Origin of the sequence: Prosthecobacter sp. (genome assembly GCF_046154365.1) — a bacterium.
Taxonomy (GTDB): Bacteria; Verrucomicrobiota; Verrucomicrobiia; order Verrucomicrobiales; family Verrucomicrobiaceae; genus Prosthecobacter.
The window spans coordinates 26,025-39,168 of record NZ_JBJXFV010000009.1; the positions used below are offsets into that span (position 1 = coordinate 26,025).

Here is a 13,144-nt window from a genome sequence, read left to right on the forward strand (position 1 = left end):
GAAGCTGTCGTTAGCTGTCACCTGATGGGATACAGTTGGTAACGCCCGTTAAGTGATCGTGAAATGACTTCATAAATTGCTGAAAGTGAATGATTTAAATGTCTATTTGTATGCTTGGAGGTAGAGGTTTTGGGTGTTGCGGCGGCTTGGATGATTCCAAGCAGGCGGTGACGATACAGTTTCATTAATTTTGGCTCACTTGACGTTCCACGATTCAAAAGCAAGGGTTCCACGCTCGGCGTTATCCACCTAAAGCTAACGAGGTGCCTGAGACGTTCTTTGAATTGCCGATTTAAGTTGGCGCATGTTTGAGAATTCCCAAGCCCATGTGAACAACCTGTCAAGAAGTGGGCTTAGCGTAGAGAGAAAATGCGAACAAACCGATTTGTAGCGTCGGTCTCGTTCTGGTGGATTTCCAGAACCCCAGACCAGTTTTATTCAACCTCTCCTATCTTTATCATTGTCACTTCAAGGGCGGCATGATAGAAACCATGCTCTTCGTGAAATTTACCGTCTTTTGTTTGGTTGCTGTTTGTCTTGCTTCTGCCGCTGTCGTGAGCGCGCAGGAGCCGGTGCTGCCACAGGCGTTGGTGCCGGGGACGTCATTTTATTCCGACGGGCCGCGTGGCTTTTTGAAGCCCAGCAAGTCCATCAATCCGCCGGTTAGCGCGGCGGTAGCTGTCACCGCCCCTTCCATTGTACAAACGCCGACGGCGGAAACCCGTTTGCGTCGTCTTGTGGTGGTCTCTAGCACGATGACGCCGGAGGCGATTCGGGAGGCCATTCTCGCTTGTGGCCAAACTCGTACCCCGGTGACGATGCTGGGCGGCGTGAATGCCCCTGCGCCGGTGCTGACCGATCTTGCCGGGCTGTTCGGCTCCACGGTGACTGCGGACACACAGAAGAAGGTTTTGGAGACGGTGCGCAAAGGCATGGGGGAATCCTCCAAATCCCTCAAGCGCGTGGAAATCGTCGGCTGGCTGCCCAATGAAGGTGTCATGGCGGTGGCGGTGTATCCCGAAGGCTAAGAGCGCTTTCCATGACGCCTGATCCGGCCACCACTGCCGTTCCGCGAGTCCTGCTGGCGGAAGCGAGCCTGCCCTTTCGCCGCGTCATTCGCGAGGCGCTGACGGCCTTCCGAGTTTGCGAGGTGGATGATGCTCCCAGCGGCGAGCGTGCCTTCGAAATGGCGCTGCATCGCGAGTATTCGTTGTTTCTGTTTTCACTCCCGTTGCCGGATCTCGCCGGGGATATGCTCGACCGTCTGCTCAGCAAGGCTTATCCAATGGTGCATCCCGGTGTCCATACCGCGCCGCCGGTGATTTATCTCATCGGTCCCACCGATGTGCTGCGCTTTCAGGAACTGCAGCGCGACGTACGCGTGCGCGGCAGCATGCCGCTGCCACCGAAGCTCGAGGTGCTGCTGGCTGTGACGGCATCGTTGTTGCCAGAACGCCAAGGCCAGACCTTCCCACTCCCGCTACCGCCGCATGTTTCCTGAACCCCTGCGGCACAGCGTCAAAATCTGCGGTATCACCCAGCCACAGCAGGCGCTGGAAATTTTCGCGCTCGGCGCAGACGCAGTGGGCATCAATCTCTGGCCCAAATCGAAGCGCCACATGTCGCTGTCGGTCGCGGTGGGTTCGTTGCAGGACGTGGCGGCGCAACATGCCCTCGTCGCCGTGCTGGTGAATCCCGATGATGCGTTGCTCGATGCCGCCATCGCCAGCGGCTTGTTTCAAGCGCTGCAACTCCATGGCGATGAAACGCCGCGTGCTGTCGAACGCCTCATGCAGCGCGGTGTGAACGTCATCAAGGCCCTGCAAGTGCGCGATGCCGCCTCGCTTGCGCAGATCGGCGAGTATCCCTGCGCCGCGATCTTGCTCGATGCCTACAACCCCGAAACCTACGGCGGTGGCGGTCACGCCTTCCCGTGGGAACTGGCGGTGCGTGCCCGCGAGTTGTTTCCAGCCAAACAAATCCTGCTCTCCGGCGGTCTCACGCCTGATAACGTGCGCATGGCGGTGCAGCAGACGCACCCCGTCGCCGTCGATGTCGCCAGTGGCGTCGAATCCCAGCCCGGCATCAAGGATCTCGCGCAGGTCGCCCGCTTCATTGCAGAAGCGCGGGCCGGCTGGCTCACGTCCTGATCCAGATTGAAGACGATGTGGGCGTTGAGCGGAGGACTTTCTACTGCTTTCCAAAGAGCCACTTGAAGAAGCCGCGCTTGGGCGGCTCGGCGGGCGGCGGGGGCGGTTCGGCTTTCCTCACAACGACGGGACGAGGTTCAGGCGCTGGGCCTTCGATGATGACGGGCATGCCCTGGGTGATGAGCTTGACGAGGCGCACGACATCCCAGTTCGCGGTGCGCATGCAGCCGTGGCTGGAGCTGCGTCCGATGGTCTGCGGGGAGTTGGTGCCGTGGATGCCGATGCCGGCGCGGTTCAGGCCGATCCACATGACGCCGACGGGGTTGTTCGGGCCGATGGGCAGTTCGTAAGCGTTGTTGCTGCGGACGCCGTACTCGAGGACGCTTTTGTCCCAGCGAAAGGTGGGCATCTGTGTGATGCCGACGATGCGCCAGTTACCTGGAGGGGTGGCGAGGTGGCCGCTGCCGGGCGTGATGGGCAGGCTGGCGAGGAGTTTGTCTCCCTCCCACAGGTCCAGCACTTTTTCGCGGGTGTCGATTTTGATAACGCGGGTCAAGTATTCGGGCACTTCGGGCAGTTTGGGCACCTCGGTGAGTGCTTCGAGGAGAAAGGGCTGCACGGTGGGAACTTTGACGACATCGCCGGGCTTGAGGGCGCGCAGCTTGAGCGGGCGGTTGATGAACTCGAGGAGTTCGGGCGCGCTGTGAAAACGCTCGGTCAAAAATTCCAGCAGCGAGTCGTAGGGCAGGTATTTTTTCCGGCTTTGAGCGGAGGGCTGGTGCGGCAGGTCGCCGACGTATTGCAGGTCTTCAGGGCGGATGGTGTAGGTGGTGTAGATTTCCGGCACGCTGGCAAGGTCGAGAGTGTGCGCCGCCATCTCGGTCTCGGGGAGGCCCTGCGCCCGCTGGTAGCGCTTGAGGGCCTTGGTGGTGAACTCACCGGGACGACCGTCGAGCTTCCCCGGCCCAAAGAGCTGTGTGTCGAGGAAGATTTGGAGCCGCAGAATGTCGTCGATGGGTTCCGGCGCTTTGGGCAGCGGATCGGGGATGACGATGGCTGACGCAGCAGTGAATGCGAGCAGCAGCAAGGGCAGAACGATGGCAAGCGGATGTTTCATGGGGGCGGGGGCACGAAAACAAGAGGGAGACCAAACAGCCTTCGTCGGTTTCCATAGCGCAAGAGCGCGGTGACGCAAGAGAGCGAAGTGAAGATGATGCGTTGCCGAAGAAGGCATGAACGATTGATAAGCAGAAACGAGGTCGGAATCGAGAATGCTGAATTTCATCGCATTTGCTGGCGTGACTCCCGGCAAATGGTGCTATGGGGTTCGCTGCAATAAATCCAATTACAGTTTCGAGAAACGGAAGCGCGAACAGGCCCAGAAGGTGGCAAAAGGTTCCTGCGAAGACCAGGTGGGTGTGGACGGCCATCAGCACAACCTGCGCGCATTGAACCACGCCGCACGGGCAACATCCTACACTCCTTGGCGGACATCAGCGCGGCACGCGAGTGCCTCGGCTATGAGATCCAGGTGTCATGGGAGGAAGGTCTGCGCAGAACGTTGGAGTATTATAAACAAAGCGGGGCATGAGCTCATCGGGTGGCTCAATCTTCCCGTATCTGCTGTTTGGTTGGACTGGCTAGGACCAACTGCATTTCATCAATGATGCGTTCGGGTGGAATGAGGGCGGTGGGCGGCAGCGCTTCGGTACTAAACTCACTGGCGTGGATGGCACGGTTTTGTGGTGTCTCGTAATGCCACATCCGAGTTTTTGAGGGGCCGAAAAGCACCACGGTTGGCCGCCCAAATGCTTGGGAGATGTGGGAGGCAGCACCATCGACGGTGAGCGTGATGGTCGCGCGCGCGAGCAGCGCGAGAAAGCCGCGTAGCGTGGTTTGACCAGCAAGATTGCGCACTTGGGAAGCAGGAAAGCCTTCACAGATCTCACGTCCCATGCGCTGGTGCCATTCGGAGGTGCCACTGGAGACAAACACCGGACCGAGATCCATCGCCAGCACGGAGCGGATGACCGAGCGCCAGCCTTCGACCGTCCAAGATTTTCGCTCCCAGCCTGAGGCCGGATTGATGATCACAGCGTTTGTGGCGGATATCTCAGGCTGCACCCACTCGGGAGGCGGTGCATGAAGTTTGGGCGATGTGAAGGTGTCCGAAGCCGCACCGCCCACCGCATCGAAATAAAAACGCGCCACATAGATGTCGTTCAGATTTTCCGATCTGCAGGCGTGAAACAGCAGGCGATGATACCAGCGGATATAAACCTCGGCACGCGTGAGCAACAGCCGATGCCGAGCACGCAGCCGCAGGCTTTTCAGCAATGATTGCGATCCTTGATCGAGGGCGACAACTCGCTTGAAGGCACTGGCAAAATAGCCGGCCCGTTCGCCCCATTGCACCCCCGGCATCAATTCCACGAGCGGTCGATGTCCAGGCAGTGTGTAAAGAGTGACAGGCTCATGATCCTGTGCTGCGAGCCTTGCCAAAGCAGGCTGCAACAAGAGCGTGTCTCCAAGCTGTTTATGGTAAACGACGGCGGTACTCACGGTGAGGGCGCAAGGGAACGGTGTTGTTTCCAGAGGGCGGTGGCGGTCGCAAGTTCCTGCTTAAATTTAGGCAGCGGATAGCTCCAATGCTCGCGTTTTTGAATCGACCGGCCGGCGAAAAGCCTGGCGGCCATGTTGCCGTGCATCAGGGCCAGATCACGAAAGGTCCGTGAAAAGTAGGATTCGCTCCACTGCTCCTCGGTGTCGAGGATGAGGCAGAGAGCACCACTGGCGACGAGCAGGTTGGCGAAGCCTTGGCCGAGCGCGCCGAGAATGAGTGGTGCCGTGGCAAATTTGCGCAATTGTGTGGCGAAATCGAGCTTGCTCAACTCCAGTACTTCGCAGGTTCCCCACTGGCGTTCCACTTCCGCTGCGATCTCGCGTTCATTGAGCAGTTTTCGGTCAGGGGCGTCAGCCCGTGAGATCAGAACAGGAGCCTGGCTGGCAGCGGAAGCATGGGAGAACTGGCTGTGCGTCAGGAAAGCGCACCGCAGCTTGTGCAGAATTTCGGGATCGGCCAGTGCCGTGTCAGTCCATATCTGTGGCGCGTAAAACAGAGACTCCACATGAGTCGTGCCTGCTCCGGCGCGCAGAATGTTCTCTGCTTGGATGCCCATTGCGGCCAGATAGCGTTCCTGCCAGCGTTTCACGCGGTTTCCGAGCAAGATTTTGGGCTGTTTCATTTCAGTAAAACTGTTCTGGGCGGCCATGAGACGGGGCAGGTGGTGCAGAAGAAAATGGCCGTGGTTTTCATAGTTTCTCCCGGCCAGGTAGAAGCAGGGCTCCTTCATTTTTTGGGCCATGAAGTGCAAGGGCCGGCGGATTTTTCGATCTGGATGGTGGCGCAGGCTGGGACAGTTCCGAAGGTGCCTGCCGTTGGCTAAAAAGACCATGCCATCATCACCAGTGAGCAAGGTGTGGTGCAGTTCCCTGCACGACACATCCTGCCAGCACATGTCGAGGGTTGCAGGACAGGCGGGATTGATCCGGTGCTCGAGGGCATTATCCAAGACACGAGTGCCGCGTGCCTGTAGTGTCCAGGTTTGGGCGGCCTGCTGTGTGATTTCCGCCTCCGAAGCCTCATAGACCGGAAAACCAAGCCGCGAAGCGCCCTGGGACCAGATGTCATGAAAGCAGCGCGCTAGGTTCACCATGCACTGATCCATGAATGCTGGGAAGACGGAGGCAAATGATTCCTGCAATCTGTGAGCACAAATCAGTGGACAGTCTCGGCGCCAACCTCGAAAACCAAGTGCATGCCGAGCCTTACCCCGATCTTCATCCCTGTTGAAATCAGCGCCAGGGAATTCGACGCCAAGCTTTTGATGGCGGTGCATCTGGTTGAAGATGACACCCGGGTGTTTGTCGGTGAGACGAAAAGCATACATCGTCTGGCGGCGGGGTTTAAAAATGGGCTGTATGTGGGCAAGCAGGCCGTATTGGGCGGGGCGTCTCCCAATCTCAAAAAATATCATGCGTTGAAAAAGGACGGCCATCGGGTGCTATTCCAGGCCGAGGAGGAACTGCTGCTCGATGCCAGCAAAGTGGACATGAGCCAGTTCCTGATGATGTTTGATCCGCGCTGGATTTCCACGGATGATTATGTTTGCGCATGGGGTGAGGTCACCGCCGCCATGTTCAAAAGCGCGGCCCCCGATCATGCGCCGCATATCATTGCCACCGGCCACCCGAAGTTTGACCTGTGCAAATCCAGGTTCTCACGTTTTTTTGATGCTGAGGTGGCGGATATCAGAAGGCGTTTTGGCGATTTTGTGCTCTTGAACACCAAGTTTGCCTTCGCTAGCAATTTTGCGGCACTGGTCTCGGCCATCAAGGATTTCAGCGATGACAAGCCAGACAATTACTGGCTTGGCTTTTTCAAGTATCACTCGGACCTGCAGTCGGCCTACATCTGCCTGGCTGCCCGGCTGAGCAGGGAACTCGCCGGCGTCAACATCGTGCTGCGGCCCCATCCTGGTGAAAATCCGGCAGCCTATCGAGAGGTGCTACAGGCGTATCCCAACGTGCATGTGCTTACCGAGGGATCTGTTGTGCCGTGGCTTGCCGCTGCACGCGCGCTCGTGCATACTGGCTGCACCACGGCACTTGAGGCCGTGCGGCTCACGCCGACGATTATCAATTACCAGCCGGTGTTCGACGAACACTACGATGAGCCGGGACCGCGCAAAATCAGCATCCAGTGTCGCAGCGAGACAGAGGTCGTGGACCTTCTGAAGTCCGGCACATTACAGGACAAAACTTCTCTGGATTGCTCGGAGATCAACCGCCTGATTGAAAACTACCCGTCTGAAAAGTGCGCGTCTGCAACGATTGCCGCCATTGCGGCGGAGGTTAAAAAACAACTGGGGTCCGCCGAGGCACGCCCTGGAGTTCTGCTCATGACCCGGCTGCACGGCCTCCTGGACAAGCTAAAAAGCAGGCTGCGAACCAGAAAGGGCATGACCAAATACCAGCCGAGCAGCCCTGTATCCATTCTACAGCGGGTCGCCGCCTGCGGGGAGATGCTCGACAAACCTCTGAAGACGCGTTTGCATGGGGATCGGTTCCTCGAGATCACACTCCAGTGACCGCTTCAAAGAACAGGTTTTTCCAACTTGGGCTCTTGGAGGGCCAGCAGCGGATGTCAGGGGTATGCCCCACCACAGTCATGCCGGCCTCGACGGTCTCGTTGACCAGCAGTGTCCCAGCCCCGACGCAGACTTCGTCGTGCAAATGCGACCGGCCGAGCACACTGGATGCACTGGAAAGCACCACGCCTCTGCCGAAGACTGGATAATCGTAGCCAACGGCACCCACCGTGCAGCACTGGCTGACAAAAAAATATTCACCATAGGTGGCACGACCCAGCACACTGCCCACGCCATGTCCCAGCTTGAAAACACGCGGCATGACGACCTCGTGAAAGAGGTCAATCCCATGCAGGGCCTTGTTCAGCAAATATAGCTTCAGCGGCACATGTGCCGGCTTATTCTGCCTCCAGGCAGCATGCCCCGCCCAGTAAAGGAACATGGAGTACTGTTCTGAGTGCAAATGGTCAAAGCAGGGCCGGTCGCCACGCCAAAAATGCCTGTCTTTGATGTGTGCAAAGCAGAATTCCGCAGCTTCCAATGCTTCTTTGACCGGGTGCTCAAGATCGTCTTCCGCCACCACGTTGCCATCTGGAAACAGGCGGTTCAACTGTGCGGCGACATAACTCAGGGTGTCACGGAAAGACAGGCTGCCTTGCATGGGACGCGGTGATGGAAACTGACTTTATGATGTGCGGAGTTTTTAAAACGCCATGAATTTGGTGGCCAGAACTCCGTTGCTTGGAAGCAGGCAGGGGATGCCACCGATGACTGGATGCACGTTGCAGCATTCTTCACAAAACAAATGACCCAAGTGATCGCGCAGAGGCCGCTTGCAGGAGGGGCACCCAAACTTCCGATCATTGGCTGGACCAGCGGTCTTTTTCCGGATGATGATTTGCTGGGACTGGTTGTAGTCCCACGGGCTGCAGGCAAAGAGCGCGTGCTCGACGACCTCGTACCCGAGGTCGCGAGCGATCTGGGGCAGATTGCGACAGTAGCCATGCTCTTCAACACGCTTGCGTGTCGTCTCATTGCCCAGTTCGTAAGCTGGTTCGAAGAGGACGAGCCATTTTTTGGCGATCCGATGCAATTCCATCAGGCATTCACGCTCCCGCCCACCATTGGGCTCGAGGGAGTGCGCGGTGTAGACGATGTCATAAGCATTGTCTGGGAGCGGGATGGAACCGATGTCCCCTGTGAAGAGCGTGACGCCATGGTGACCACATGTCTCGAGATGGCGGCGCGCGTAGGCGGCGCGCGACCATGAAATATCAAATCCAGCCGCGTCAGTGGCTGGGATGCCCAGGTTGGAGATCACGCCAGCGAGCGTGGAGGCCTCGCCGACACCAACTTCGAGCAAGGTGCCCGGGCCGAGCGGGCGGAGCACATCTGCGGTCAACGCGTTCATACGATCTTTCAATGCACGGTACTCCGGGTCGTCCAGCAAAGCGGTGTAGCTGCCGCTTTGCAGATCGTAGGAAAGGAGAATCGCATCCGGCGTGTTGCGGCTGACGCGATTGCGCTCTCGCATGAGGCCCATGAGGTTGATGTTTTGTTGGAGAGCAGATTCCAGCTCTTTGACAGTGGGCATGTCCGGATGGGAGGTGTTCATTTTATCGGGTGCTGGCTGGGTGGAGGCGGCAGAGTTTGGCGCTGACAAGTTTTTCGGCCACAGCGTGGACGGACTGGAAGGAAATGTTCAGTTCGGTGGCGATGGCGGCCAAGGTGCGAGTGCCGTCCATGCGGTATAGGATGTTGAAGAACTGCTCATTGGCCTGCCGGTCCACATACCAGTCGATGTGCAGGCCATAGCGTGACATAAACAGCTCCCCCTTGAACAGCAACTCGGGGACAGCGTTTTTTTCCAGCGCATCGAGCATGGCCATGACCAAGTCGCAGGATTGTTCCAAGTGCTCCGGCCTCACATGACGCAGATCATCGTGATCAGAGTGATACTCGCGATACGGCCAGTCAGGATGGCCATCCGGCAGGATACGATAGAGCGCGGCCATAGGCACGCGGATGCCTGGCGCGTTAAACTGGCGCTCATCATTCATGCACAGGAAAGGAATGACGGTGGTGTCTGGGGCTGCTTGGGTGGCGGCCAGCTTGAAGCAGCGATCAAGCTCGGTTCCCCCCGGGAAGGTGCTTTGCAGGGTGAATGCGTTGCCGCGCGCCAGCATCTCGAGGAAAATGCCGCCGGCGAGTTTTGGGATGAGGTGCTCATGACGGCTGAGCCAGGCGGCGGAGCCGATGGTTTCCGGAAGGATGATGAAGCGGTAAGTGAAACGCCGTGACGGGAGTTTCATCAGCCTGCGCATCACCTCCACGCCCACCACTAAGCCGGAGAGGTCATCGTTGATCTGGCCAGGGTGGCAGAGATGCGTGCAGAGCACGATGCTTTCCTCGCTTTCACCCGGGAGAATGACTTCTCCCACCTTCAACGTGGAGTAACTAAACTCGGTACGGATGACGACGCGATACTGGTCCTGGTCGAGGGCGTCACGCGTCTGGCGGGAACAGCACAGGCCCCAGTCGCGTTCGTAGTATTTGAAGATGAACGGAACGGCCTCCGGCATGAGCGGATGCACATGCAAATGCTTCAACAATTCCTCTCTGGCCACCACGCCGTCGAAAGGCAGTGAATATGATACGACGTGCAGCGGATGATCGGCATGTGAGAAGATGCGGCGGCCGTCGAGGGTCTCCAAATAAGCTTCCTTGCAGGTCCATTTTTCCGGGATGAGCCACGTTAGACATTCACTGCCGGTGGGAAATTCGTGAATGGTCATCGGCAGCACGTTGGCGAGTGCGCGCATGCCAGCGTCGTAGCCATCGGAAACGATGTGGCGATGGAGCGGTCCGAGAACTTCAAGCATCTGCATCATGCTTGCATTCTCCGGGAGGTTCACCTGAGGACAGGGCACTCCGACACGTTCCGCCTCTTTCTCCACGAGCTGTTGCAGCGTTAGCGGCGGTCCTTCGGCGCTCAGCCAAGGGTCGCGAGCGAATTCCTTCTCCGCAAAATCACGGTACTCGCGACAGCCGATGGCGCATACTTCGGCGCGCCCAACGGATTGAACACGACACAATCCAGCCTCGCGTGCCCGCGTTTCAAGCGGGATGCCGTTGGGCGCGCAGTTCTTGGTGAATGGCGCGGCATAATAGGTCCAGGTTTCTTTCCGCTCTTTTCCGCTTTCACGAATGAAACCGGTGAAGAGCTTCGGGAATCGAAACGGCACGTGGCAATGCTCCTCGATGTAATGGCGGTAAGTCGCCCAATACAGTCCCAAGCCCACGGTGACGATGCGAGCATCAGCCTCATACAGCCGGTCATAGACGCTGCCATGGCCGTAACAAGTGCGCGGAAGATTGGTGAGCAGTTTTTCCGCCTGTGGCCCTGTTCCAGCCATGGAAAGCATGGGATCGGCGGAACGGACGGCTCCGGGCTGCTTCCGGAAGAATTCTGTGAACTCTCCCGTTGTTGACGGCGTGTCTTTCAGGTCAAACACCTCCCGTCGGCCAACCGAATAGGTGTAAACGGGAACGAGAATCGTGCCCTGGGGACCCACAGCCTCTCGGAGCGCCTCGTGAAGCACGGCACAGGAGTCTGACATGGTCCGGCCTCGGTCGGAGTAACCGAGACGACCGAGGCTCATGTGGACGAGGATCGTTACACCCTCCTGCACGCCCACTTGGCGCAGCGCGGCGACGAGGTCATCCTTGGAGTAATGGTGTCCCGGGCGGCTCATGCGTTCGCGGGGGCTTGAAATTCGACGAGCAGCCACACGGGAAACTCCGCGGCGAAACGCGCCGCGCGGGCATCCACCTTCGGATTCTCCGGATCGCTGGCCAGTTCCTCAATGCCGATCACCGTGAAGCCGGCGTCGAGGAACGGACGGGTGAGCGTGGCGAGTGGCGGATTGATGCGCCAGTGAGTGTGCAGATACTCGGTCATCACGGTAAAAGGTCGCGCCGGATCTCCCAGCCATGGCTGGATGTAGAACACTGGATGAGGCTCCAGCGAGAGGAAAGTGCCGCCCGGCTTGAGCAGCCGTTTGATGTCCGAGATGAAACGCAGCAGATCGAGCGGCTTGCCGGGCTCATAAGGCACGAAGTAGAACAGCAGTGCGTCGCTCATGTAGATGCAGTCGAACGAGGCGGCTGGTAGCGCGTCGAGAGCACCGGGAGAGTTCAGATCAAGCACTTGGAACGTCGAATCTCCTTCCGCTCGTTCGCTGGCGCGGCGGATGTACTCGGGATTCGGATCGACGCCGAGCACGCTGGCGCCGAGGCGGGCCATTTTTTGTGCGATGGTACCTGCGCCGCAGCCGAGATCGAGGATACGCATGCCCGGCGTGATGCGCCTAGGCAGCCATTGGTCGAGAAAGCGGTCCTGAACTGCGCCGTAGAGGTTGTCTTGCCGGATGGCGGCGAGATCGGGCGTGAACTTCTGTTCCAGCCACCAGGCGGTTGGGTCACGGCGCTCGATGGCGATCAATTGCTGGCCGAGCTGCTGGTGGTAGGTGCCGAAGCGTTGACGGTCGAGCAGTGACTTCTTGACGTCGAAACGAGCGCGGTAACTGGCGAGATCGTCGATGAAGATGCACTGATCCTTGAGCAGCTTGATCAAGGTGGCGTGATCGACGATCTGCGGATCTCCCCAGGTGCCTGCATCTCGTTTGAAGCGGCTGGGGTCGGCCAGCAAGCCGTCGATGTGGGAAAAGCGCCAGATACGCCAGATGCGGTAGGTGGCGGTGCTTTCAACATCCGGATTGGCGAGCACGGTCATTACTTCGGGACCCACGCCGAGGCACTGGCGGGTGAAAACGTTCATAAGCACCCAGCGTTCCGGGTGTGTGGCGGGAGATTCCGGGAAGGAGATGATGTCCGGGCAGATCTGGCTCATGCGGCGGTGGTACGGAGTTTTTCGATGACGCCAATAAGGCCTCCCACGGTCTGAAACTCCTGGGATTGCAGGTCGTCGGCATCAAAACGGATGTCAAAAATATCCTCAAAGTGCGAAACCATGTCGATAATGCCCATGCTATCGACGATTTTGGCATCGAGGTAGGCGCAGGCGAGTTTTTCATCTTGCGAGGCGCCTGGTAGGCCGCCGCGGGAGTCAAAAAATTCGAGGACGATTTGGGTGACGTTCATGGGAGATGTGATTCAGCGTTCGATGGCAATGACTCGCGCCGGGGCACCGTCGGAGCCGAGGATATTGAGTGGCAGGACGACGAGTTCGACTTCGGGGCGGGAGATTTGGCGGAGGTTGGTGCAGTATTCAACAAAGACTACGCCTGCGGCGAGCATGATTTTATGCAGCGGGGAGTCCTTCGGCCCGGTGCGGCCATTGTCTGGGCTGTCCACCTGCGGGGTGTCCATGGCCAGCACACGCACACCGCGTTCGACGAGCCAGTGTCCTGCCTCCTCGGTGATGTAGGGCTGTTCGGTGTAATAGCGCATCGTCCCCCAGTGATCCGACCAGTCGAAGCGCAGGATGAGGCGCTCCGGTTTTTCGTCGCCTAAGCGTTGCTTGAAGTCTTCCACGCCGAATTCCTGTTTTGGCAAAGTCACGGGCGTGAAATTCAGCACGCGCGCTGGACCAACGAGCCAATCGAGCGGGATTTGCTCGATGGTAGGACCGCCTGGGATGAAATGACGCGGTGCGTCGATGTGTGTGCCACAATGGGTGCCCATGACGATCTTGCGCGTTTCCCGATTCTCGATGCCGTGGCGGGCGAGCTGAGTGATCTCGACGACGGGGTGCCAATGCACCGGAAAGGTCGTCATGCCTTCGTGAATGGGATAGCTGAGGTCGATGATGCGAGGTGTCAT

The 13,144-nt window shown here is 58.5% G+C and carries 13 protein-coding genes; 4 read left to right on the plus strand and 9 right to left on the minus strand.

What is annotated here, in order from left to right; all coding sequences use genetic code 11:
* The first annotated feature begins 407 nt into the window (after nucleotides 1-407).
* The 3 genes from ACKVY0_RS01185 to ACKVY0_RS01195 are packed head-to-tail and all read left to right on the plus strand — an operon-like array spanning nucleotide 408 to nucleotide 2,150.
* Nucleotides 408-1,028, plus strand: a complete 621-nt coding sequence (locus ACKVY0_RS01185; RefSeq protein ID WP_409212950.1) for a hypothetical protein — start codon at nucleotides 408-410, stop codon at nucleotides 1,026-1,028.
* 11 nt (nucleotides 1,029-1,039) lie between these two features.
* The gene (locus ACKVY0_RS01190; protein ID WP_409212951.1) at nucleotides 1,040-1,501 is read left to right on the plus strand and encodes a hypothetical protein; all 462 of its coding nucleotides are present in this window, start codon (nucleotides 1,040-1,042) and stop codon (nucleotides 1,499-1,501) included.
* On the plus strand, nucleotides 1,491-2,150 hold the full coding sequence (locus tag ACKVY0_RS01195; RefSeq protein WP_409212952.1) for a phosphoribosylanthranilate isomerase: 660 nt from the start codon (nucleotides 1,491-1,493) through the stop codon (nucleotides 2,148-2,150). The genes ACKVY0_RS01190 and ACKVY0_RS01195 overlap by 11 nt, the downstream gene beginning before the upstream one ends.
* Nucleotides 2,151-2,190: 40 nt before the next feature.
* Here ACKVY0_RS01195 and ACKVY0_RS01200 read toward each other — a convergent pair whose 3' ends face one another.
* The 3 genes from ACKVY0_RS01200 to ACKVY0_RS01210 form a co-directional block, all read right to left on the minus strand.
* Nucleotides 2,191-3,267, minus strand: a complete 1,077-nt coding sequence (locus ACKVY0_RS01200) for a L,D-transpeptidase (protein WP_409212953.1) — start codon at nucleotides 3,265-3,267, stop codon at nucleotides 2,191-2,193.
* A 488-nt stretch (nucleotides 3,268-3,755) separates the two neighbouring features.
* Nucleotides 3,756-4,712 carry a glycosyltransferase family 9 protein gene (locus ACKVY0_RS01205; protein WP_409212954.1) on the minus strand — a complete coding sequence of 319 codons (957 nt, stop codon included), beginning with the start codon at nucleotides 4,710-4,712 and terminating at the stop codon, nucleotides 3,756-3,758.
* Nucleotides 4,709-5,866 (minus strand): glycosyltransferase family 61 protein, encoded by a 1,158-nt coding sequence (locus ACKVY0_RS01210; protein WP_409212955.1) that lies wholly within the window; start codon nucleotides 5,864-5,866, stop codon nucleotides 4,709-4,711. The genes ACKVY0_RS01205 and ACKVY0_RS01210 overlap by 4 nt, the downstream gene beginning before the upstream one ends.
* Nucleotides 5,867-5,968: 102 nt before the next feature.
* Between ACKVY0_RS01210 and ACKVY0_RS01215 the strand changes: the two genes are divergently transcribed.
* Nucleotides 5,969-7,300: a surface carbohydrate biosynthesis protein gene (locus tag ACKVY0_RS01215; protein ID WP_409212956.1), complete on the plus strand. Its 1,332-nt coding sequence runs from the start codon at nucleotides 5,969-5,971 to the stop codon at nucleotides 7,298-7,300.
* On the opposite strand, the gene ACKVY0_RS01220 is transcribed toward ACKVY0_RS01215, so the two are convergent.
* Genes ACKVY0_RS01220 through ACKVY0_RS01245 form a run of 6 tightly spaced genes read right to left on the minus strand, consistent with a single transcriptional unit; the run spans nucleotide 7,287 to nucleotide 13,144 of the window.
* Nucleotides 7,287-7,961 carry a hypothetical protein gene (locus tag ACKVY0_RS01220; RefSeq protein ID WP_409212957.1) on the minus strand — a complete coding sequence of 225 codons (675 nt, stop codon included), beginning with the start codon at nucleotides 7,959-7,961 and terminating at the stop codon, nucleotides 7,287-7,289. The genes ACKVY0_RS01215 and ACKVY0_RS01220 overlap by 14 nt on opposite strands.
* Nucleotides 7,962-8,003: 42 nt before the next feature.
* Nucleotides 8,004-8,915, minus strand: coding sequence for a methyltransferase domain-containing protein (locus ACKVY0_RS01225; protein ID WP_409212958.1), 912 nt, complete (start codon nucleotides 8,913-8,915; stop codon nucleotides 8,004-8,006).
* A 1-nt stretch (nucleotide 8,916) separates the two neighbouring features.
* Nucleotides 8,917-11,055 carry a DUF4910 domain-containing protein gene (locus tag ACKVY0_RS01230; protein ID WP_409212959.1) on the minus strand — a complete coding sequence of 713 codons (2,139 nt, stop codon included), beginning with the start codon at nucleotides 11,053-11,055 and terminating at the stop codon, nucleotides 8,917-8,919.
* Nucleotides 11,052-12,212 carry a class I SAM-dependent methyltransferase gene (locus ACKVY0_RS01235; RefSeq protein ID WP_409212960.1) on the minus strand — a complete coding sequence of 387 codons (1,161 nt, stop codon included), beginning with the start codon at nucleotides 12,210-12,212 and terminating at the stop codon, nucleotides 11,052-11,054. The genes ACKVY0_RS01230 and ACKVY0_RS01235 overlap by 4 nt, the downstream gene beginning before the upstream one ends.
* Complete coding sequence (locus ACKVY0_RS01240) at nucleotides 12,209-12,463, minus strand: acyl carrier protein (RefSeq protein WP_409212961.1); 255 nt, start codon at nucleotides 12,461-12,463, stop codon at nucleotides 12,209-12,211. Before ACKVY0_RS01240 ends, ACKVY0_RS01235 begins: the two co-directional genes overlap by 4 nt.
* A gap of 12 nt (nucleotides 12,464-12,475) precedes the next feature.
* The gene (locus ACKVY0_RS01245; protein WP_409212962.1) at nucleotides 12,476-13,144 is read right to left on the minus strand and encodes a cyclase family protein; all 669 of its coding nucleotides are present in this window, start codon (nucleotides 13,142-13,144) and stop codon (nucleotides 12,476-12,478) included.